We start from the raw sequence: 21515 nt of genomic DNA, 5'->3' as shown, positions 1-21515 counted from the left end.
AGTGAGAAGTTTGGGAGAATTATTGAATGCAAACATTGTCTGCGCCGGTTATGCTGACAGGCCGAAGGTGATTTCTGATGTATCTCTGTCAGTCAACGCTGGTGAAATTGCCGGTTTAATCGGAGCGAACGGCGCGGGGAAAAGTACAGTGATAAAGGCGGTTCTCGGGCTGTCCCGGGATATAGAAGGCGGTATTGAGTGGAATGATTCATCTTATGCTTACATACCGGAGCGTCCGAGTTTTTACGATGAACTGACGCTTTGGGAGCACCTCGAGCTGACCGGGTCATTGCGGGGTATAGAAGGGGAAGAATGCCGTGAGCGGGCAGGGCGGCTGCTTGAAGAGTTTTCGCTGACTTCTGTAAAACATGATTTGCCTTCCGGCTTTTCAAAAGGGATGCAGCAAAAATTGATGCTCATACAGGCATTTTTGGCGAAGCCGGATATTTACATCATTGATGAGCCTTTTATCGGACTTGATCCGATCTCAACGAAGCTGTTTACCGACATGCTGATTGCTGAGAAAGAAAGGGGCGCGGGGATTTTGATGTGCACTCATGTTCTGGATACGGCGGAAAAAATCTGCGACCGGTTTTATTTGCTGGATCAGGGCGCTCTGCTTCTTCAAGGCACGTTAGAGGAGCTTCAGGAAAAAACGGGGAGCCGTTCACTGCTGGATTGCTTTTATTCAGCGGTTCGGAGCAGTCAGCGATGACCGGGCGGGCTTTGTTTTTTCAAAGGCTGTTTCATTATTGGCGCTATCAATGGAAGGTGTTCCAGACGGTCATTGATTGGACGGTCGCGCTGTATATCGTTCTTCCCGCTGCCGCATTTGCCGTTTATCAATATGCTGATTGGCTGAACGGCAGGGGGCTTCTTAATGGAGCGGCAGGAGTATTAGGGTGGGGCTGGCTGTATGTATTCAGTGCCCTGCTGTTGTGCACGGGTTTTATTCATACCTTTTTGCTGGAAGCGGATCACGTATTTTTGGTGCATGCAAAACATCTGATGCAAAAGCTGAAACGGTATGCGCTTTTGTATTCGATGTTCCTTTCCCTTATCAAATGGGGTGCGCTTGCCGTATTGTTATTTCCCTTATGGCGCCAATACGGTGACTGTACCTTACCGGCATATTCAGGTATGTTTTGCTGTCTGTTCGGCTTCCATACTGCAATATTAGCGGTGCACCGGCACAGAAAAAACAGCAGGCGGACATTCGGGAATCAGGCGGCGGGCTGGCTGAAAGTGATGGTTCTGATGGCGGGGGCGTTTTTTATGATCGTCTTTGCCGCCGAATGGTATTGGCTTTGGCCGGCGGGCTGTATATTGTTCATCTGTTCCGCTCTTTTGACTTGGAAAGGGACGGAGACATTATCAGCCTTTGAGGAAGAAGTGCTTGAAGAGAACAGGCGCAAGCTTTCATTCGCGGCCTCTGTTTTGATGCTCAGCCATGATGTGCAGCTCCCGAATGGTAAAAATAAAGGGCGGAGCAAGCCGTTTTTATATCCCGGCTCAAAGCACATCTTTACAAAACGGTCGGCGTATACGGCGTGGAAAGAATTGTTCTTTAAAGTGCTGATCCGAAACGGCGGGTATCTCCGGCAGCTTTACCTTTTAACCGCGGCTTTTACGGCTCTTATTCTCGTTCTTCCGCTCTTAGTGAAGCCGGCAGTCCTTATTTTATTTGCGATCGTCAGCCGCTATGCCGCGTCGCTTTTATTTGACCGGATCACGGATAAACCGGTTTTAAGCGGTATCAAGAGAGACAGTGATGACTATTTCAGGGCGCGAAACAGCGCATTAACCGTCATTCAAATCATCTGTTCCGCCTGGTGTCTCATTGCCGCGATTCTTTCCGTTCTTTATATGTGAAAATCCCTTTCCGAAAAAGGAAAGGGATTTTTCTTAATGTCCGTTCAAAATAAAAAGCTGAATAAAAAACAGCACGGCGAAGATGATGACTAGAGGATGGATTTCGCGCCATTTTTTCTTAGCTGCTTTAACAAGCGGATATGAAATGAAGCCGAGTGCGATTCCGGTTGAAATACTGGACGTTAAAGGCATCGCCAAAATGACGAGAAAGGCCGGGAACGCTTCATCAAGCTCATTCCAGCGGATATTTGAGACTGCGCCCATCATCAGGCTGCCGACAATAATCAGAGCCGGTGACGTAATCGCGGACACTTCCGATAAGACGCTGACAAGCGGGCTGAAAAACATGGAAACGGCAAACATAACGGCTATCGTCAGCGCCGTCAGACCCGTTCTTCCGCCGGCCGCCACACCTGCTGAAGATTCAACGAACGCGGTCGTCGGGCTGGTGCCGAAGATGCTTCCCACCGTCGTAGCGGTCGAATCAGCCAAAAGCGCTCTTCTGGCATTCGGCAGCTGATTGTTTTTGATCAATCCCGCTTGTTCGGCGACACCGATCATGGTGCCGGTCGTGTCAAAAATCGTAACGAGAAGAAAAGAAAACACAACGGCGTACAGACCGTGATGCACGACATCCCCGAGGGCACCGAACGGATTTGTGATCAAAAGCCCCTCCGGCAGGTGCGGGAAGGACATGAATCCTTTCGCGAAATGGATCTGTCCGGTCAAAAAGGCAATGATAGCGGTCAGCGCCATTCCGATGAACAGAGCCCCGTTTACATTCAGCACCATCAGTACAATACTGATGATAAGTCCGATAAGCGTTAAAATGACGGCGGGCGAATGAAGATCGCCGAGTGCGACCAGATTAGATTTATCAGCGGTGATGATTCCGGATTGGCGTAAGCCGATAAAAGCGATAAATAAGCCGATGCCGGTCGTAATTCCGTATTTTAAATTGTCCGGAATCGCTTCTATAAGTTGTTTTCTTAAAGGCGTTAACGATAAAATAATAAAGATGACTCCCGCGATAAAAACGGCGCTGAAAGCCGTCTGATACGTAATGCCGCTGCCTGTGCCGACAACGTGAAAGGCGAGATACGCGTTTAAGCCCATGCCGGGGGCAATGGCGATCGGAAAATTCGCAGCGAGAGCCATCCATAAAGTTCCGACAATGGAAGCGATAATCGTCGCGGTGAACACCTGGTCAAACGGAATTCCCGCATTGGAAAGGATCACCGGATTGACGACAATGATATATACCATTGTGAAAAAGGTGGTCAATCCCGCGGTAATTTCTCTTTTTATTGTCGTTTGATGCTTGTCGAGATGAAACATAAGTACCTCCAATGACGAACATTTTTTCAAAACATCATCTATATTATTCGTTTTATCGACATTTTGCAAGTCTTTATCAAGAAAGGGGATTTGTGATGAACTGGGAAGTTGAAGTCATCAGAAACAAAGAAGATCTGATCCGTGACACGCAGAAGTTTTTGCAGATCAACAGCGTAATGGACGAAACAACAGCCGGTCCCGGCCGGCCGTTTGGAGAAGGCGTCAATGCCAGCCTGACGTCACTGCTGGAATTCGGTGAAAAAGAAGGCTTCACCGTAAAGAATCTTGACGGCTATGCGGGCCATATTGAATGGGGAACGGGTGACGAAATCGTCGGCGTTCTGTGCCACGTCGATGTCGTTCCGCCCGGAGACGGCTGGACGAGCGATCCGTTTTCAGCCGATATCAGGGACGGCCGGATATATGCCAGAGGCGCCATTGATGATAAAGGGCCGACAATGGCGGCGTTTTATGCGCTGAAAATCGTCAAAGACATGCAGCTTCCTTTATCCAAACGCGTGAGAATCATCATCGGAACGGATGAAGAAAGTGATTGGAGATGCGTGGATCACTACTTCAAACACGAAAAAATGCCTGACATCGGCTTTGCTCCTGACGCGGATTTTCCGATCATTAACGCGGAAAAAGGAATTATAGATGCGTCACTGCGCATTGCAAAAAGCGCTTCTGATAAAGACGCAAAAAACGGGCTTCTGTCCTTCCGTTCAGGACTGCGCTTGAACATGGTGCCGGATGCGGCTGAAGCGGTTATTGAAGGGAACGGTCTTGATGCCGTGCACGCATATTTCAGCAAATGGCTTGAGCAGTCAAAAACACAAGGTGAAGCAGTTTCGGAAAATGGAAAACTGACGCTTCGGGTATACGGAAAATCATGCCATGCGATGGAACCGGATAATGGTGTCAATGCCGGCTTAAAGCTTGCTGAATGCCTTAACGGAACGGAGCTGGATGGAGCCGGAAAGCACTTTGTCAAAACCGTCAGTGACTATTTTTCAAATGATACACGAGGCAAAAAACTGAAAATTGATTGCAGGGATGACATCAGCGGAGAGCTTACATTGAATGTCGGCACCTTTACATACAGAAAGGGTGAGGAAGGAGAACTCGGCATCAACATCCGTTATCCCGTCACTTCAGACAGCAAAGTCATCCGTGATGCTTTTACGTCTGCTGAAGAATTCAGGCTTGAAGAATTTAAAGACAGCAAACCGCACCACGTTTCTGCCGATCATCCGCTCGTAAAGACGCTTCAAAAGGTTTACGAAGGACAGACGGGAAAGAAAGCGGATCTGATTTCAATCGGCGGAGGAACGTATGCGAGATCCCTTTCGGCGGGCGTCGCGTTCGGGCCGCTGTTCCCCGGCCGGCCTGACAGCGCGCATCAAAAGGATGAGTACATTGAAATCGATGACCTTCTCCGGTCAACCGCTTTATACGCCGAAGCCATTTATGAGCTTGCCAAGTGATAATAAAAAGGGACGCCGAAAGCGGCATCCCTTTTTATCATTCAAATGACCATAAATCCGTTGATAAATAACGTTCTCCCGTATCGGCCGTCATACAAATGACGATCTGTTCGGAAGGGAGGCGTTTTGCGGTTTCAATGGCGGCGAAGCAGGCGGCGCCTGAAGACGGGCCGACGAGTATACCTTCTTCCCGGGCCAGACGACGTGTTGTCGTATACGCATCTTCATCAGATATTTTCATGATTTCATCGTAAACGTCCTGATTCAGTATGCCGGGAATAAATCCGGGGCTTGTCCCGACAAGCTTATGGGCGCCGGGTTTTCCGCCAGACAGGACGGGAGATCCCGCCGGCTCGGCGACATGAACAATCATATCCGGGAAAAGCTCCTTCAGCGTTTCTCCGGTTCCGGTAATGGTTCCGCCCGTTCCTGCCGTTGCCACAAAAGCACCGAGCGGTCTGTTGAGCTGCTGAACGGCCTGATAGATTTCAATGGCGGTCGTTTTTCGGTGGGCATCTGGATTAGCGCCGTTATCGAATTGCATCGGGATAAAACTTCCCGGAATCTGTTCGGCGAGTTCTTTCGCTTTTTTGATGCTGCCGGGCATTCTTTCCGCCCCCGGTGTTAACACAACCTCCGCGCCGTACGCTTTCAGGAGGTTGATGCGTTCTTTCGTCATCGTGTCAGGCATGACGAGGATTGCCTTGTAGCCGCGCGCCGCCGCGTTCATCGCCAGGCCGATGCCTGTGTTGCCGCTTGTCGGTTCGATGATGACAGAGCCGGGTTTTAAATGCCCGCTGTTTTCCGCTTCAATGATCATATTGTAAGCCGCTCTGTCTTTGACACTGCCGCTCGGGTTAAACGATTCTAATTTTAAATAGACCTGCGCTGCATGTTCTGGCTGAAGGCGATTGAGCTTTACGATCGGTGTGCCGCCGATCAGCTCCGCCGTGCTGTTTACGATTTTCAAGGCCGGCTCATTCCTTTCTGTATAAAACGTTCAGTACATAATATCCTATCATAATGAGCGGACAGGGTTCTCCTCTCCGCTTATCCGTTTTATAATAACACCATAACCAAAGAGGGGGAGATCCTCGTATGAAAGCTTCATTGCCGCATTATTTTATCGGCATTCCGATTCCGGCTGACATTGCTGAACCGATTTGGGAAGCAGCCAAAAAGGAGCCGGCGTTATCATTCAAAAAATGGGTGCACCCGCATGACTATCATATTACACTCATTTTTCTCGGAGCCGCGGATGAAGAACGGCTTGCGAAATTATCGTCTCTGCTCGCAGATGCGGCGTCGGCAGCGCAGCCGTTTACCGTACAGTTTCAGCATCTGGATATTTTCGGCGACCGCAGACAGCCGAGAGTGCTTCACCTTGAGCCCGAACGGAATGAACTGCTCTTTGATTTGCGGGAAAAAACAAAACAGGCTGTTTTGAAAGCCGGTTTTCAAGTGGAAAAACGGCCGTATCACCCTCATATGACGATGGCGCGGAAGTGGGCGGGAGACCGGCCGTTTCCTGACGATGTGCCGTTTGAAAGCGGCAGGGTGCAAAGTGCCGTCAGCCGGTTTTCCCTGTTTCAGACCCATCTTGACCGGTCGCCTAAATACGAAGAAATCGCACAGTTTCAATTGACATAAACAAATATTCGGAGTGGAGAAATCACATGGCACAGATCATCAAAATTCACGACTGCATATCCAGATATGAACTTGATCCATATCATTATATGAACCAGTTTATCCGGCTGAAGAAAGAACGCTGGGAGGCGCTTCTTGAAGCGTTTGACCGGATGACGGAAGAAAAAGAAACGGAAACGGCTGCAGGCGGGGAAACCGATCAAGCGCCGGCCAGGAAAAAATTTTCTTTAAAAAAGAGAAAAGAAGAAAATACGGCCGATATAAATGAAAAGAGGCACCAATGGTTTGATGAGCCGGAGGGAGAAGAGGCGCTGTTCGGGAATCTTCCGTCTCAAAAATCTGAGCTCGCGCCTTTTTTCAAAGATCAGCTGTATGACTTTCAATTAAAATGGGCGAGCTCCACGCTTTCTCAAAAGTCTGAGCTTTCGCAGGCGGTCAAAAGGGACAGGATGTTAAAAATGCTGGCTCAAAAGCTGCCCGATTCCTATTTTGTGATGTATCATCCGGTTCTGCAAATTCAGCAGGCGTCCGTCGAACTGAGTATGATCATCATCTCGCCGCTGGAGATTTCCTGCGCCGCTTTTATGGAAGCGGAAGAGGACAGCGTATATATCGGATCAAAACACCGTTTTTGGGAAGAAAGAGGCTCCGGCAGCACGCGCCAAGTATTGAATCCGTCTCTCAGCCTGCACCGGACGGGCTCGGTCGTTTCGCAAATCGTAAAAGAAAAGCAGGCCGACATTCCCGTGCAGAAGCTTTTGCTCAGCAGAACGTCTTATATTGATTACCCGGAGCCGCCGTACGGGCTGGAAATAGCTGATAAACGGACTGCCGCAGAGTGGCTGGAAAAGCAGCAGAAAAATACGGCGCCGATCAAGCACCACCAGCTGAAGGCGGCGAAGGCTCTTTTGTCTTACGGCTTGAGCGATTCAAGCCGGAGACAGGAATGGCTTGATTAAAACGGACGTTTGCCGGCTGTCTCTTCATCTATGAAGCAGGTGAAAACAAACGATGAGTCAATGGTTTTTTATTATTAATCCGGTCTCAGGAGGCGGGCGGGGCCGGCGTGTCTGGAAATCAGTTCAAAAAGAGCTGACCAGGCGCGGGGTCAGCCACCGCTCTTTTTTGACCGGGCATCCCGGACATGCGGAGGTGCTGGCGAGACAGATTTCAATGATGCAGGATCATAAGCTTAAGCGGCTGTTCGTCATCGGCGGTGACGGGACGATGCATGAAGTCATTAACGGACTGAAAGGAACGGATCAGATTGAGCTGACCTTTGTGCCTGCCGGTTCGTACAATGACTTTTCCAAAGGGCTCGGTATTAAGAAGTCGGCGCTCCTCCAAGAAATCAAAGGTCTGCACCGCCCGCTCACACGGAAATTTTTTGCGGGAAACATCAACTTTTTTCATGACAAAGCGCAATCACTTTATTTTATTAACCACCTGTCTGTCGGCTTCGATGCCTCAGTTTTGAAAGCAGCCGCGAATTTTCCGTTTTCGCGCGTTCTTCGGTTTTTGCGTCTCGGATTTGTGATTTACCCGCTCGCGCATTTACATACGGCCTCGGGGTTTCAGCCGTTCAGATTTGTTTGCACGGCAGACGGCCAGAGGCGTGAATTCCGCAATGTCTGGTTTGTCATTGCGGCTAATCACCCTTATTACGGAGGCGGCATGAAAGCGGCGCCTTCAGCAAATCCCCGTCAAAACCATTTTGATATTGTCATCGCAGAAAACCTGTCCTTTTTCTCGCTGTATCGTTTTTTATGGGCGATGAGCTTCGGCCGGCATATCAAAATGGACGGAGTGACGATGATAAAGGGGAAGGAATTCGTTTTTGAAACAGATGGGAAAATTCCGTTTCACTCTGACGGCGAGCTGATCGGAACGACGCCGTTTCGGCTTATGCCGGGCGGTACGCCGTTGAAAATAAAAACATAATAAACAAATGAAACCCGTCAAATGTTTCACGGCAAAGAGCGGTTCGCGGCATAAATCTTCAGAATTCACAGGTGTTCTTGCTAGTTTTGCTTGACGAAGTTTGTGCTGTAGCGCTAAAATTTATAGGACGGCTATTGATTAGCATATGAGACTCTCAATAGCTGTCTTTTTTATTCTCATGAAATTGTTTATGACAGGCCGCTCCGCCAATAGAGAAAGGCTGGAGGCCTATTCTAAAATATTTTAAGAAATGATGGGTTGAACATTGATATGAACTGGTTGGGACAATTACTAGGTAGCGATTGGGAGATCTTCCCCGCCGGAGGAGCTACAGGAGATGCATATTATGCGAAACATAACGGCCAACAGCTTTTTTTAAAACGTAATAGCTCGCCCTTTTTAGCCGTGTTATCCGCCGAAGGCATTGTTCCGAAGCTGGTTTGGACGAAACGGATGGAAAACGGGGACGTCATTACGGCTCAGCATTGGATGGCGGGCAGGGAGCTGAAGGCAAAGGATATGAGCGGACGCCCGGTGGCTGAGCTGCTCCGCAAAATCCACACATCAAAAGCTTTGCTCGACATGCTGAAAAGATTGGGAAAAGAACCGCTTGATCCGGGCGCCCTTTTGTCGCAGCTGAAGCAGGCCGTCTTTGCCGTGCGGCAATTTTCGCCGCTTATTCAGGAAGGCCTTGCTTATTTGGAAGCTCATGTGGATCAGGTGCAATTCGGTGAAAAAGTCGTTTGCCATTGTGATGTGAATCATAATAACTGGCTTCTGTCTGAAGACAACCAGCTGTATTTAATAGATTGGGACGGCGCCATGATAGCCGATCCGGCCATGGATCTCGGCCCTTTATTGTATCATTACGTCGAAGAGCCAGCGTGGGACAGCTGGCTTGGGATGTACGGCATGAAGCTCACGGAAGGGCTTCGGCTGCGGATGGCGTGGTACATGTTATCGGAGACCATCACCTTCATCGCCTGGCACAAATCAAAAGGAAACGACAAAGCGTATCATGATGCCATGGAAGAGCTTCATGCCCTGATGAAGCGGATTGTCAAGTAGTCAGGAGTACGAATCCATCTGCTCCACCCATTGGGACAAATGGTTTTGGTGCTCCTGAATATGCGTGTCGATGGAATCGGCCGTGATGCCGGACTGGCTGTAGCGGTAGACATCCTCGAGCACGTTTTTTATATTTGAATCAAGCCCGGTGTTGGCCATCAGTGATTTGATGACGCGCTCCAGCTGTTCATACTCGGCAACCGTGCCGCAGCAATCCAATTGATGGTCGGCCAGTATGTCCTTTAATAACCGGACCTGATGTTCGCTTGTTAAGCCCATGATTCATATACACATCCTTTCTGTGTCATACATTGTGCAAAGCGGTGCGGTTTTATGCATCACATGAGTGTTCCGGACCGGGGAGCCTCTTTTTTTATGCAGCCGGCGCCTTTAAAAGGCGCTTGCGGCTCTTTATGTTTCATGGTATGTTGTTACTCGAAATTATAGATAGAGGTGTCAATCATATGAGAATGCGCCATAAACCTTGGGCGAATGATTTTCTGGCAGAAAACGCTGACATCGCCATCAGTGATCCGGCCCAGTATAAAGGGCGGTGGAACACGGTCTTTGGCAATGACAACCCGATCCATATTGAAGTCGGTACGGGAAAAGGGCAGTTCATTTCAGGAATGGCCAAGCAGAATCCGGATATCAACTATATCGGGATTGAGCTGTTTAAAAGCGTCATCGTCACTGCCGTCCAAAAAGTAAAGGACAGCGGGGCTCACAATGTCCGTTTGTTAAATATAGACGCGGAAACACTGAATGACGTATTTGAACGGGGAGAAATCAAGCGCGTATATTTAAACTTTTCTGACCCGTGGCCGAAAAACCGTCACGAAAAGCGCCGTTTAACATTTAAAACGTTCTTGAAAAAATACGAAGAAGTGATGGGCGAAACAGGTGAGATTCATTTTAAAACCGATAACCGCGGGTTATTCGAATACTCTCTGAAAAGCTTTTCCGAATACGGCCTGCTTCTGACGGAAGTCAGCCTTGATCTGCACAACAGCGATCCGAAGGGCAATATTATGACAGAATACGAAGAAAAATTCTCCGCGCTCGGCCAGCCGATTTACCGGGCCGAAGTTGAATGGAGAACAAAAGACAGACTCTGATGCGGGAGTCTGTTTTTTTATGCCGCCATTTGCTACCATTACATCAGGAGGGATCAAGATGGAGACATTGAATATTGGGAATATTTCATTAACATGGCTGGACGGCGGTGTAACGCATATGGACGGCGGAGCGATGTTCGGCGTTGTCCCGAAGCCTTTATGGTCGAGAAAATACCCCGTAAATGACAAAAACCAGATTGAATTAAGAACAGACCCGATTCTGATCAGAAAAAACGGCCTGAATATATTGGTTGACGCGGGTATCGGCAGAGGGAAATTCTCTGATAAACAAAAAAGGAATTACGGCGTAACACAGGAATCCAATTTGAAACAATCTCTTCGTGAACTCGGGCTTTCCTGTGAGGACATTCATATTGCCGCGATGACCCATCTTCATTTTGACCATGCATGCGGTCTGACGGAGTACAGCGGAGAGGAGCTTGTCTCTGTTTTCCCGAATGCCCGCATTATCACTTCTGCGACAGAGTGGCGCGAAATGAGAAATCCTAATATCAGATCGAAAAATACATATTGGAGAGAAAATTGGGAGGCGGTACAAGATCAGGTCGAAACCTTTGAGAACGAGTATCAGCTGACAGAAGGCATTACGATGCACCACACCGGCGGCCACAGCGACGGCCACAGCGTTATCGTCTTAGAAGACGGAGGGGAGACGGCTGTGCATTTTGCCGACCTGATGCCGACGAACGCGCATAAAAATCCGTTATGGGTGCTGGCCTATGATGATTATCCGATGACTTCCATTCCGCAAAAGCAGAAATGGCAGACGTTCGCGGCAGAAAAAGACGCCTGGCTGATTTTCTATCACGACGCGATTTACAGAGCGGTAAAATGGGGAGAAGACGGCGAAGTGGCTGCATCTGTCAAACGGGAGAAAAAATAAGCGGATCGATGATTTGCCTGTATGAATTTCGGGAATAAAAGCAAACCTAAGACAAATTGCTTTGAAAGGAAGAGACAGGTGAATCAATTTCAAGTGACGAAAGATGGAGAAATCAAAACAACTCTGCGCGGATTAGAAGTGCTTTCTACGCCTTTTTTAAATAAAGGGGTGGCCTTTACACAGGAGGAAAGAAAGGAACTCGGGCTCGAGGGATTTCTGCCGCCGAAAGTATTGACAATCGAAGAGCAGGCGAGGCGGGCCTACGAACAATTCAGTTCGCAGCCTGATGAGCTGAGCAAAAATGTCTACTTGACCGCTCTCCATGACCGGAATGAAACGTTATTTTACAGGCTGTTAAATGATCATTTAGGCGAAATGCTTCCGATCGTATATACGCCGACCGTCGGCACTGCGATCCAGCGTTACAGCCATGAGTACAGAAAACCCCGCGGTCTGTATTTGTCAATAGATGACCCTGAAGGAATGCGCGCCGCATTTCAGCAGTTCGGAAAAAATGAAAACATTGACTTAATCGTTGCCACAGATGCGGAGGGCATTCTGGGAATCGGTGACTGGGGCGTCGGCGGCATCGCCATTTCTGTCGGAAAACTCGCGGTGTATACGGCGGCGGCCGGAATTGATCCGTCACGAGTGCTTGCGGTCGTATTGGACGCGGGGACAAATCAGGAAAGCCTCTTAAATGACCCGCTTTACGTCGGAAACCAGCATTCAAGAGTGCGCGGCGAGAAATATGACCGCTTTATTGATGAGTATGTCTCGCTTGCCCGGGAAACATTCCCGAATGCGCTGCTTCATTGGGAGGATTTCGGTACGGCTAACGCCCGCGGCATATTAAAACGGTATAAAGATAAAGTCTGTACGTTTAACGATGACATTCAAGGAACGGGCGCGGTATCGCTTGCAGCTGTTTTAGCGTGTGCGAAAGCATCAAAAGTGCCTTTAAAAGAGCATAAAGTCGTCGTCTTCGGCGCGGGAACGGCCGGTATCGGAATTGCTGAGCAGCTGCGCGAAGCCATGGTGCATGACGGATTAAGCGAAGAAGAATCCTACAGCCATTTTTGGTGTATCGACAGAAACGGATTGTTAACGGATGATATGAAGGACTTGCGTGATTTTCAGGTTCCGTACGCTCGCCCTGCTGATGAAGTGAAAGAGTACGGCCGCAGCGGTGAAGGCGGATCAATCGATCTGGCGGAGACGGTGCGTCAAGCCAAGCCGACGATTCTGATCGGCACATCCACCGTATCAGGCGCATTTACGGAAGAAATCGTCAAAGAAATGGCCTCGCATGTCAAACGGCCCGCTATTTTGCCGATGTCAAACCCGACGACATTATCAGAAGCAAAACCTGAAGATTTAATTAAATGGACGGAAGGCCGCGCGCTTGTCACTACGGGAAGTCCATTTCCGCCTGTTGCGTATAACGGCGTTACCTACCATATCGGACAGGCGAATAACGCGCTCGTATTCCCGGGACTCGGACTCGGCACGATTGTGACGAAAGCAAGGCTCATTACGGACAATATGTTCGTTGCCTGCGCGAATGCCATCGCCGGTATGGTGGACGTCGGCAAGCCCGGTGCGCCGATGCTTCCGAAAGTGGAGGATCTCAGGACGGTATCGGCAACCGTGGCGGTAGCCGTAGCGAAAGCAGCCATTCAGGACGGTGTAGCGGAAACGGAACCCGAGGATCTGATCCAAGCGGTGCAGGACGCGATGTGGCACCCCGTATATAAACGAATTCGGCCGATGTAACCGAATAAAGCCCAAAACGCTGATGGTTTTGGGCTTTATTTTTTGCTTGTCCGAATTATGAGGCGACAGAATCAATGACATCGACAATCTGGCCTGTTTTTGCATTGACCATAACTTCATATTGCTCCAGTTCGCCGAATGCCGAACGTGTCACGCCGGTTTTGTATACCTGGATGGTTTCTCCGTTTACCTGGTAGGGCTCGGGCTCTGTGTAAATCCATGATCCGTCTATCGGCCCGCGCTGTTTAAAAGCCGCTTTCACGATACGGAGCGCTTTTTCTGAAGAGATATAAGGTTTCATCGCATACTTTTTCACTGCGATGGCAGCGCATAATCCGACTCCTGCACCTAAGAGAAAATGACGTAATTTCAATATGAAGCACCTCCAATTATGTCGTAGTTTTTATTATACAGAAGATGCCAGACGGTGTTAAGTAAAGCGGCGGTTTTCCAGCCCATTCAATCTGAGCGCTTGGAAAACGGTTGTTTTTCTAATAAAATAAAAGCATTACATAGAAATGAGGGGAAAATATGAATGAGGAAACGAAAACGCTTTTCCGGACGCTGACGCAGCTTCCCGGCGCACCGGGAAATGAACATCAGGTCCGCTCCTTTATGAAACGGGAGCTTGCGAAATATGCGGATGACATCGTGCAGGACAGGCTCGGAAGTGTTTTCGGAGTAAGGCGCGGCGCTGAAGATGCGCCGACCGTTATGGTAGCCGGCCATATGGATGAAGTCGGGTTTATGGTAACGCAGATTACGGATAACGGCATGCTGAGATTTCAGACGCTAGGCGGCTGGTGGAGCCAGGTGCTGCTTGCCCAGCGCGTCGAGGTGCAGACGGATAACGGACCGATTATCGGCGTCATCTCAAGCATCCCGCCCCACATTTTAACAGATGCCCAGCGCGCAAAGCCGATGGAGATCAAAAATATGATGATTGATATCGGTGCCGATGACAGAGAGGACGCGGTCAAAATGGGGATCAGACCGGGACAGCAGGTCGTGCCGGTCTGCCCGTTCACCCCGATGGCCAACGAGAAGAAAATATTGTCCAAAGCGTGGGATAACCGCTACGGCTGCGGGTTAAGCATTGAATTATTAAAAGAGCTGCAAGGAAAAGACCTGCCGAACAATCTGTACGCCGGGGCCACCGTTCAGGAGGAAGTCGGCTTGAGAGGGGCGCAGACAGCGGCCAACATGATTCAGCCTGATCTCTTTTTCGCGCTTGATGCCAGCCCGGCAAATGATATGAGCGGCGATAAGGAGCTGTTCGGCCGTCTCGGCGAGGGGGTGCTGCTCCGCATTCTCGACAGAACGACGGTCATGCACCGCGGGATGAGAGAGTTCGTCCTTGATATGGCGGAAACGCACAATATCCCTTATCAATATTTCGCTTCAGGCGGGGGAACGGATGCCGGACGGGTCCACATATCAAACAGCGGGGTTCCGTCTGCCGTCATCGGCATTTGTTCAAGATACATTCATACAAATGCCGCTATCATCCATGTCGATGATTATGCCGCGGCGAAAGAAATGCTCATTAAGCTGGTCATGGCGAGTGACAAACAGACGGTCGAAACGATCAGAGAAAATGTGTAAAAAAATAAGCAGGACCGCATAAAGGCGGCCTGCTTATTCTGTTTCAAATAAATAAGAGAGTGCTTTCATCGCTTGATTGACGGTTTCGACCGTGATATTGGCTTTTCTGGAAAGCTCTTTCAGCGGATGATGAAGTTCTTTCGGACGGATGAGGATGAGCGGCTTTCCTTTTGCGATGGCATAAGAAGCATCCATCGCGGTATTCCACTGTTTATATTTCTCGCCAAACAGGGCGATCACAAAATCGGCTTTTTCCATCAGCACCTCTGTACGGAAATTGTTGATATCGGAAGCTCTGGCGTCTTTTAAAACAGAATCGGGCTGCACGCCCATAATCTCTTCTCCGATATTGTCTGAGCGTTCATGGTTTTCCATCGGGCCGACAAACGTAATCGGCAGGTCCAGCGCTGTTGCTTTTTGTTTGATTTCATCCCGCCAATCACTGTGGATTTCACCCGCTAAATACACGACAAACTGCATCTTTTGCCCCTCCTTATGTACATATTCAGATTTTCGTACGGCTACAAGCAAAATGGTAAACGAAACTTGCTTGATAATGCAAATGAAATATGATAATGATATTGCATATAGTTGGTCTTGCCGTAAACAGTCTGGTATGATCCAATTGGACAAACATCAGCATATAAAAAACTCATAATCCAGATGGAGGAATGACAATGAAAAAGATTGAAAGCACGGAAGAATTGCAAAAAGCGGTACAAGACGATTGGGCGGTATTTATGTTTTCAGCGGATTGGTGCCCGGACTGCCGCTTTGTGGAGCCGTTTCTCCCTGAGCTGGAAGCGGACTTTCCTGAATTCACTTATTACTACGTAGACCGCGATCAATTTATTGATACATGCGCGGAATGGGAAATTTACGGCATTCCGAGCTTTATTGTGTTTAACGGAGGAAAAGAAGTGAACCGCTTCGTCAGCAAAGACCGTAAAACAAAAGAAGAAATTGAGCAATTTTTAACCGATTCCCTTGCTAAAGCATAAAGGAGGCCACGGGCTTTGAAAATGACGTCAAGGAAGCTGGCGGATTTATTAAAACAGCGCCTGCAGCACGAGAACCGATCCTTCTTTTTTGACAGAGAAAAAGACACCCTCCGTGTTGAGGATCAAACGACCAAAAAAGGCATCACATTGGAGCTCCCGCCGATCATTGCGAAGTGGGAGACGAAAAAAGAAGAAGCGATCGACGAAATCGTATACTATGTGTCAGAAGCAATGGAGGCGATGGAAGGCAGCGGACAGGAGATGTCCGGAAAAGAAGCCGGAATCTATCCGGTCATCCGCTCCACATCATTTCCCGATCAAACGAGCGACGGCATTCCGCTCGTGTATGATGACCATACGGCCGAAACGAGAATCTACTACGCGCTTGACCTCGGTAAGACGTACCGCTTAATTGACAGCCGTATGCTCGAGAAAGAAAACTGGACAAAAGAACGGATCAGGGAGACGGCGTCATTCAATCTCCGCTCTCTTCCTTCGGTTGTGAAACAGGATACGGTTGCGGACAATTATTTTTATTTTTTCAGGGCGAATGACGGCTATGACGCCAGCCGGATTCTCAATGATTCGATTCTTCATGAATACAAGCAGGCCGCTGAAGGCGAATTGGCGATTTCCGTCCCGCATCAAGATGTATTAATACTTGCTGACATTCGAAATGAATCGGGTTATGATATTTTAGGGCAAATGTCCATGAGCTTCTTTGCAAGCGGCACGGTGCCGATTACGGCCCTTTCATTTCTGTATAATGAAGGCAGACTGGAACCTGTGTTTATCATGGCGAAAAGCCGGCCGAAAAAGGATTAGAAAGGATTTTTCTTATGAACGCTTTTTACAATAAAGAAGGTGTGGGAGATACGCTTCTGATCTCTCTTAAAGATGCGGCACGCGAAGAAATCGCCTATGAAAGAGAAGGCGATGTCATCAGAATTTTTAACAAAGAAACAAAAGAAACGACGGGCTTTAACATTTTTAATGTGTCTTCTTACTTACAGATTGAGGACAATGGCCCCGTCGCTTTGTCTGAGACATTCGTTCAGGATGTGAATGAAATACTGAACAGAAACGGCGTTTCAGAAACGCTGACGGTTGACCTTTCTCCGAAATTTGTTGTCGGTCACGTTGAATCGAAAGAAAAACATCCGAATGCGGATAAACTGAATATCTGCCAAGTGAATGTGGGAGAGGAAACCCTTCAAATCGTTTGCGGCGCGCCGAACGTGGACAAAGGGCAAAAAGTCGTCGTCGCTAAAGTCGGCGCGGTAATGCCGAGCGGACTTGTGATTAAAGACGCTGAATTAAGAGGCGTTCCGTCAAGCGGCATGATCTGCTCCGCGAAAGAACTCGCTTTGCCGGATGCGCCGGCGGAAAAAGGGATTCTTGTTCTTGAAGACAGCCGCGAGGCCGGCGAAGCATTTCAATTCTAACTCCCATAAATAAGCGCACAGAATCGAATGATGTGAGAGAAAGCCGTTAAGCAGGCCTGCTTAACGGCTTTCTTTAGTTAGAAGCTTAATCTTTTCTGAGCCGCCCGGCAATGGTATACTAAATATCGTCCCAGACTACTAAAAAGGGAGTTAGAGAGTGATTAAACATGAGTTGGCTGAATAAATTTTTTGACTTATTTTTAGGTGAAAAAGAAGAAGAGCATGAACGTGAACCGAACACGCATACCCAAATCCCGAAACAGCAGATACCGGATCAGCCAGAAGGCAAATTAACGCGCATGGAAGATCCTAAAATATATTACGAATATCCGAAAGGGAATTTCCGCTTCCCCGTCGTTCCGGACGGCTATAAGCGAACGGAGCAAAACCAAAGACAGCGGGAAAGGCACGAACGCCGCCAGCCGTCCCGGGGTTATGCCGCCGGGCAGGAGCAAACCGAGCGGAAACAGCATACACATAAAGAGCCTGATACGGTGAAAAAGCCCTTTAAACCGTCATCCATTCCTTCACCGGTTTACGGCTTTCAATCTCAGCACAGCATAAAAAAAGCGCCTATTTCCGAAAAGCGGCGTGAAGAGAACGTAACATTGCTGTCAGAGGAGCAATTTGTTTCGCCAAAATCCGGTCAGGAAACGGAAAAAGAGCCCGTCTTCACAACATCCGGCATAACAAAACAGACGAATGACCGGCCAGAACCGTTTGCGAAACAAGAAACGGAAGAAATCCAGGCTGCTAAAAAAGAGGAGCTTCACACCGAGGGTGAGAATGCAAAAGAGCAAGTGTTTACAGCAGCAGAACCGCAGCAGACTGAAGAGCGGGAGCACACGGAAAGCGCGGAGTCTGCCGGCTTTACAGAAGAACAGGAGCATGAACAAACCCGCCCGCACCCTATAATAGAGCCTGAGTATGAAGCATCCCGAACGGCTGACAATACAGAGGAACAAGCGGCGCCGCAGGAGGAATACCAGGAGCCTGAGCCGGAAAAAGCACCGCCTTTTGAAACCGCAGAAGAACCGGTGTATACATACACAGAACCCGGATACGATGAGGAAGTTCAGCCGCAGTCTGAAGACAAGCCTGAATCAGCTGAAACCGAAGCGGAACAGGAAGCAGACTCTCAGCCTGAGTACAATGAAGCAGAGCGGCATTCAGACCCCGAGCCTGAACCTGCAAGCATCGAGACGGCCGATGCCCCGTCCCGGCCTGCCGAAGAAAAAACGGAGCATCCCGGACAGCCTCAGACTGTGAAAAAAGCGGAGCGGCCGAAAGAGCGCAATGTACCGTTTAACGTCATGATGCTTAAAAGCGATAAACACAAGCAGACGAAGACGCCAGAGGGCGGAGCGAGCTATGTCTTTCCGAATCTGTCGCTTCTGGACGTACCGCCGGCGCAAAGACATGACGACCAATCGTGGATTGAAGAACAGCGCGAGCTTTTAAACGTTACACTGAAAAACTTTAATGTGCGCGCCCAAGTCGTTCATGTCACACAAGGCCCGTCCGTCACACGTTTTGAAGTGCATCCTGAGCCCGGAGTGAAAGTAAACAAAATTACAAACTTAGCAGATGATATTAAACTGAGCCTGTCTGCCAAGGATATTCGGATTGAGGCGCCGATCCCCGGTAAAAACACGATCGGCATTGAAGTTCCGAACCGCGTAAGCAAAGTCGTCGATTTAAGACAGATGATCAGAAGCGCCGCTTTCAGGACGAATCCGTCTCCGCTTACAGCCGCGCTCGGTGTCGATATTTCCGGAAACCCGGTCGTCATTGATTTGAAAAAGATGCCGCACGGGTTGATAGCGGGTGCGACAGGATCGGGAAAAAGCGTCTGCATCAATACCATTTTGGTCAGTCTGCTTTATAAGGCGGATCCGAGTGATGTCAAAATGCTTCTGATTGATCCGAAAATGGTCGAGCTTGCGCCTTATAACCAAATTCCGCATTTGGTCAGCCCCGTCATCACGGACGCCAAAGCCGCGACCGCCGCGTTAAAATGGGTTGTGGAAGAGATGGAACGGCGATATGAACTGTTTGCCCATTCGGGTGTGAGAGATATCGGCCGCTTTAATGAATTAACCGCCGATCATAAGACAGGCGAAAAGCTCCCGTACCTCGTAGTGGTTATTGATGAGCTTGCCGATTTAATGATGGTCGCGCCGAACGATGTGGAAGAAAGCATTGCCAGAATCGCGCAGAAAGCGAGAGCCTGCGGCATTCATCTGCTTGTCGCGACACAGCGTCCGTCTGTCGATGTCATTACCGGAATGATTAAGGCAAACATACCGACGAGGATTGCATTCTCCGTCTCAAGCCAGGTAGATTCCAGAACGATCATCGACATGGCGGGAGCGGAAAAGCTGCTCGGAAAGGGCGACATGCTGTACTGGGAAAACGGTACCGGAAAACCGGTGCGCCTGCAGGGCAACTTTGTATCCGACAGAGAGATTGACCGCGTCGTCTCTCATGTCAGAAAGCAGCTGCCGCCTTCTTATTTGTTTGAACAGGAAGAACTGATCAGGCAGGGAAGCGCCCTCAAGGAAGAAGACGAACTGTTTCCTGAGGCGTGCCAATTCGTCGTGGAGCAAAACAGCGCCAGCACCTCAAGCCTTCAAAGAAGGTTCAGAATCGGTTATAACCGCGCCGCGAGGCTGATTGACATGATGGAAGCCGAAGGCATGATCTCAGAAGCGAAGGGCAGCAAACCCCGTGAAGTGCTGATTACGGCCGCTGACATTGCTCAAGAATAAGAATATCGTTCATTTTTCTCACAAACATGGTATGATAGTGGATGGACCATCAAAACTGCATCACTGTCACGCGCTGAAATATCATGCGGCAGGTTTAATCAAAAAGAAAGTTACAGATACTGACGATAACGTAAAAATAAATGGAAGCGCCGCTGTGCGGGCTTTTTGCCCGCGGCGGTCGCAAAATGAAATGAGCGTCATATACTGGGGAACAGATAGACGTTTGTTGGAGGTACGATTATGACTGTTTATCATTTTGTTGGAATAAAAGGGACAGGTATGAGCCCGCTTGCTCAAATCCTGCATGATACAGGGTATCAGGTGCAGGGATCGGATATCGAGAAGCAGATTTTCACTCAGGCTGCCCTTGAAAAAAGAAATATCCCGATCTATCCGTTCAGCACCGATAACATCAAACCCGGCTTAACGGTAATCGCCGGAAACGCATTCCCTGATTCTCATCCGGAAATCGCAAAGGCGCTCGCTGAAGGGATTCCTGTCATCAGATATCATAAATTTTTAGCTGAATATATGAAAAAATATACAAGTGTCGCGGTAACGGGCGCACACGGCAAGACGTCCACAACGGGCCTCTTGGCACACGTGATGCAGCAGGCGAAGCCGACTTCGTTTCTTATCGGGGACGGAACGGGCAGAGGAAATGAAAGCAGCGAATACTTTGTATTTGAAGCCTGCGAGTACCGCCGTCATTTCTTAAGCTATCAGCCTGATTATGCGATTATGACGAATATTGATTTTGACCACCCTGATTATTTCGCCAACATTGACGATGTGTTTGATGCTTTCCAAAACATGGCGCTTCAAGTCAACAAAGGCATCATTGCCTGCGGTGATGACGAGTACCTGCCGAAAATTCACGCCAATGTGCCTGTCGTGTATTACGGCACGGGAGAAGAAAATGATTTTCAAGCGAGAAACATCGTAAAAAATACGGAAGGCACGACATTTGACGTCTTTGTCCGCAATACGTTTTACGATACGTTCTACATCCCGGCATACGGCCATCACAATGTCCTCAATTCCTTAGCGGTCATTGCGCTCTGCCACTATGAAGAGATAGACGTGAACATGATTAAGCTCGGACTTGAATCATTCGGCGGCGTCAAACGCAGATTCAATGAAAAAGTGATCGGCAGCCAGGTACTGATCGACGACTACGCCCACCATCCGACTGAAATCAAAGTCACGATTGAGGCGGCGCGCCAAAAATATCCCGAACGTGAAATCATCGCGGTATTTCAGCCGCATACGTTTACACGGACGCAATCATTCCTGGATGAATTCGCAGAAAGCTTAAGCGCGGCTGACCGCGTGTATCTGTGTGACATTTTCGGCTCTGCCCGCGAGAACGTCGGCAAGCTCACGATCACGGATCTTCAGGAAAAAATCGATAACGCAGAACTCATTGAAGAAAATGACACATCCGTGTTAAAAGCGCATGAAGGCGCAGTGCTGATCTTCATGGGCGCCGGAGACATTCAAAAATATATGAGAGCCTATGAAAACGTCATAGCGTAA

The 21515-nt window shown here is 48.9% G+C and carries 21 protein-coding genes; 16 read left to right on the top strand and 5 right to left on the bottom strand.

The genetic code is table 11. From position 1 onward, the window contains the following. The first annotated feature begins 10 nt into the window (after nt 1-10). On the top strand, nt 11-715 hold the full coding sequence (locus tag G9F75_RS05335) for an ABC transporter ATP-binding protein (RefSeq protein WP_014418670.1): 705 nt from the start codon (nt 11-13) through the stop codon (nt 713-715). Continuing rightward, a complete protein-coding gene (locus G9F75_RS05330; protein ID WP_014418669.1) occupies nt 712-1872 on the top strand; it encodes an ABC transporter permease in 1161 nt (386 codons plus the stop codon). Before G9F75_RS05335 ends, G9F75_RS05330 begins: the two co-directional genes overlap by 4 nt. A gap of 33 nt (nt 1873-1905) precedes the next feature. On the opposite strand, the gene G9F75_RS05325 is transcribed toward G9F75_RS05330, so the two are convergent. Next, nucleotides 1906-3210, bottom strand: a complete 1305-nt coding sequence (locus G9F75_RS05325; RefSeq protein WP_014418668.1) for an NCS2 family permease — start codon at nt 3208-3210, stop codon at nt 1906-1908. A 95-nt stretch (nt 3211-3305) separates the two neighbouring features. Here G9F75_RS05325 and pepV point away from each other — a divergent pair, with 95 nt between their 5' ends. Continuing rightward, entirely contained in the window at nt 3306-4697 is a 1392-nt protein-coding gene (gene pepV / locus G9F75_RS05320; protein ID WP_014418667.1) for a dipeptidase PepV, read from the top strand. Between the two features lie 37 nt (nt 4698-4734). Here pepV and cysK read toward each other — a convergent pair whose 3' ends face one another. Further along, nucleotides 4735-5667 (bottom strand): cysteine synthase A, encoded by a 933-nt coding sequence (cysK, locus tag G9F75_RS05315; RefSeq protein ID WP_007408789.1) that lies wholly within the window; start codon nt 5665-5667, stop codon nt 4735-4737. 128 nt (nt 5668-5795) lie between these two features. Between cysK and thpR the strand changes: the two genes are divergently transcribed. The 4 genes from thpR to G9F75_RS05295 all read left to right on the top strand — a co-directional run bounded on the left by thpR (nt 5796) and on the right by G9F75_RS05295 (nt 9356). Continuing rightward, nucleotides 5796-6347: an RNA 2',3'-cyclic phosphodiesterase gene (gene thpR, locus G9F75_RS05310; RefSeq protein ID WP_012118221.1), complete on the top strand. Its 552-nt coding sequence runs from the start codon at nt 5796-5798 to the stop codon at nt 6345-6347. 26 nt (nt 6348-6373) lie between these two features. Next, complete coding sequence (locus G9F75_RS05305; protein WP_100261953.1) at nt 6374-7306, top strand: hypothetical protein; 933 nt, start codon at nt 6374-6376, stop codon at nt 7304-7306. A 52-nt stretch (nt 7307-7358) separates the two neighbouring features. Beyond that, nucleotides 7359-8288 carry a YegS/Rv2252/BmrU family lipid kinase gene (locus G9F75_RS05300; protein ID WP_094296087.1) on the top strand — a complete coding sequence of 310 codons (930 nt, stop codon included), beginning with the start codon at nt 7359-7361 and terminating at the stop codon, nt 8286-8288. Between the two features lie 270 nt (nt 8289-8558). Beyond that, nucleotides 8559-9356: a phosphotransferase family protein gene (locus G9F75_RS05295; protein WP_003152355.1), complete on the top strand. Its 798-nt coding sequence runs from the start codon at nt 8559-8561 to the stop codon at nt 9354-9356. On the opposite strand, the gene G9F75_RS05290 is transcribed toward G9F75_RS05295, so the two are convergent. Further along, entirely contained in the window at nt 9357-9635 is a 279-nt protein-coding gene (locus G9F75_RS05290) for a YtzH-like family protein (protein ID WP_003152357.1), read from the bottom strand. 185 nt (nt 9636-9820) lie between these two features. Here G9F75_RS05290 and trmB point away from each other — a divergent pair, with 185 nt between their 5' ends. The 3 genes from trmB to G9F75_RS05275 all read left to right on the top strand — a co-directional run bounded on the left by trmB (nt 9821) and on the right by G9F75_RS05275 (nt 13154). Continuing rightward, entirely contained in the window at nt 9821-10474 is a 654-nt protein-coding gene (gene trmB, locus G9F75_RS05285; RefSeq protein WP_003152359.1) for a tRNA (guanosine(46)-N7)-methyltransferase TrmB, read from the top strand. 58 nt (nt 10475-10532) lie between these two features. After that, nucleotides 10533-11378, top strand: coding sequence for a YtnP family quorum-quenching lactonase (locus G9F75_RS05280; protein ID WP_167408951.1), 846 nt, complete (start codon nt 10533-10535; stop codon nt 11376-11378). Between the two features lie 78 nt (nt 11379-11456). Beyond that, nucleotides 11457-13154 (top strand): NAD-dependent malic enzyme, encoded by a 1698-nt coding sequence (locus G9F75_RS05275; RefSeq protein WP_007408782.1) that lies wholly within the window; start codon nt 11457-11459, stop codon nt 13152-13154. A 55-nt stretch (nt 13155-13209) separates the two neighbouring features. On the opposite strand, the gene G9F75_RS05270 is transcribed toward G9F75_RS05275, so the two are convergent. Next, a complete protein-coding gene (locus tag G9F75_RS05270; RefSeq protein WP_003152366.1) occupies nt 13210-13527 on the bottom strand; it encodes a PepSY domain-containing protein in 318 nt (105 codons plus the stop codon). A gap of 158 nt (nt 13528-13685) precedes the next feature. On the opposite strand from G9F75_RS05270, the gene G9F75_RS05265 reads away from it, so the two are divergent. Further along, nucleotides 13686-14759, top strand: coding sequence for a M42 family metallopeptidase (locus tag G9F75_RS05265; RefSeq protein WP_014418662.1), 1074 nt, complete (start codon nt 13686-13688; stop codon nt 14757-14759). A 33-nt stretch (nt 14760-14792) separates the two neighbouring features. Here G9F75_RS05265 and G9F75_RS05260 read toward each other — a convergent pair whose 3' ends face one another. Then, on the bottom strand, nt 14793-15239 hold the full coding sequence (locus tag G9F75_RS05260) for a YtoQ family protein (RefSeq protein WP_109567134.1): 447 nt from the start codon (nt 15237-15239) through the stop codon (nt 14793-14795). A 197-nt stretch (nt 15240-15436) separates the two neighbouring features. On the opposite strand from G9F75_RS05260, the gene G9F75_RS05255 reads away from it, so the two are divergent. From G9F75_RS05255 to murC, 5 genes are all read left to right on the top strand, one after another. Beyond that, the gene (locus G9F75_RS05255; RefSeq protein ID WP_014418658.1) at nt 15437-15760 is read left to right on the top strand and encodes a thioredoxin family protein; all 324 of its coding nucleotides are present in this window, start codon (nt 15437-15439) and stop codon (nt 15758-15760) included. A gap of 15 nt (nt 15761-15775) precedes the next feature. Then, nucleotides 15776-16585 carry a DUF1444 domain-containing protein gene (locus tag G9F75_RS05250; protein ID WP_012118213.1) on the top strand — a complete coding sequence of 270 codons (810 nt, stop codon included), beginning with the start codon at nt 15776-15778 and terminating at the stop codon, nt 16583-16585. Nucleotides 16586-16599: 14 nt separating this feature from the next. Then, on the top strand, nt 16600-17205 hold the full coding sequence (gene ytpR, locus G9F75_RS05245) for a YtpR family tRNA-binding protein (RefSeq protein ID WP_022552814.1): 606 nt from the start codon (nt 16600-16602) through the stop codon (nt 17203-17205). Between the two features lie 167 nt (nt 17206-17372). After that, nucleotides 17373-19976, top strand: coding sequence for a DNA translocase FtsK (locus tag G9F75_RS05240; RefSeq protein ID WP_095061256.1), 2604 nt, complete (start codon nt 17373-17375; stop codon nt 19974-19976). 240 nt (nt 19977-20216) lie between these two features. Then, complete coding sequence (murC, locus tag G9F75_RS05235; RefSeq protein WP_061862490.1) at nt 20217-21515, top strand: UDP-N-acetylmuramate--L-alanine ligase; 1299 nt, start codon at nt 20217-20219, stop codon at nt 21513-21515.

The organism is Bacillus sp. EKM208B, from assembly GCF_011800725.1.
Lineage (GTDB): Bacteria > Bacillota > Bacilli > Bacillales > Bacillaceae > Bacillus > Bacillus velezensis.
This window is presented reverse-complemented; position numbering and strand designations above follow the sequence as displayed.

Bases quoted from the DNA above. Each gene is read 5' to 3' on its own strand.
- G9F75_RS05330 (WP_014418669.1), top strand. From the start codon at position 712: ATGACCGGGCGGGCTTTGTTTTTTCAAAGGCTGTTTCATTATTGGCGC.
- G9F75_RS05325 (WP_014418668.1), bottom strand. From the start codon at position 3,210: ATGTTTCATCTCGACAAGCATCAAACGACAATAAAAAGAGAAATTACC.
- pepV (WP_014418667.1), top strand. From the start codon at position 3,306: ATGAACTGGGAAGTTGAAGTCATCAGAAACAAAGAAGATCTGATCCGT.
- thpR (WP_012118221.1), top strand. From the start codon at position 5,796: ATGAAAGCTTCATTGCCGCATTATTTTATCGGCATTCCGATTCCGGCT.
- G9F75_RS05305 (WP_100261953.1), top strand. From the start codon at position 6,374: ATGGCACAGATCATCAAAATTCACGACTGCATATCCAGATATGAACTT.
- G9F75_RS05300 (WP_094296087.1), top strand. From the start codon at position 7,359: ATGAGTCAATGGTTTTTTATTATTAATCCGGTCTCAGGAGGCGGGCGG.
- G9F75_RS05295 (WP_003152355.1), top strand. From the start codon at position 8,559: ATGAACTGGTTGGGACAATTACTAGGTAGCGATTGGGAGATCTTCCCC.
- G9F75_RS05290 (WP_003152357.1), bottom strand. From the start codon at position 9,635: ATGGGCTTAACAAGCGAACATCAGGTCCGGTTATTAAAGGACATACTG.
- trmB (WP_003152359.1), top strand. From the start codon at position 9,821: ATGAGAATGCGCCATAAACCTTGGGCGAATGATTTTCTGGCAGAAAAC.
- G9F75_RS05280 (WP_167408951.1), top strand. From the start codon at position 10,533: ATGGAGACATTGAATATTGGGAATATTTCATTAACATGGCTGGACGGC.
- G9F75_RS05265 (WP_014418662.1), top strand. From the start codon at position 13,686: ATGAATGAGGAAACGAAAACGCTTTTCCGGACGCTGACGCAGCTTCCC.
- G9F75_RS05260 (WP_109567134.1), bottom strand. From the start codon at position 15,239: ATGCAGTTTGTCGTGTATTTAGCGGGTGAAATCCACAGTGATTGGCGG.
- G9F75_RS05255 (WP_014418658.1), top strand. From the start codon at position 15,437: ATGAAAAAGATTGAAAGCACGGAAGAATTGCAAAAAGCGGTACAAGAC.
- ytpR (WP_022552814.1), top strand. From the start codon at position 16,600: ATGAACGCTTTTTACAATAAAGAAGGTGTGGGAGATACGCTTCTGATC.
- G9F75_RS05240 (WP_095061256.1), top strand. From the start codon at position 17,373: ATGAGTTGGCTGAATAAATTTTTTGACTTATTTTTAGGTGAAAAAGAA.
- murC (WP_061862490.1), top strand. From the start codon at position 20,217: ATGACTGTTTATCATTTTGTTGGAATAAAAGGGACAGGTATGAGCCCG.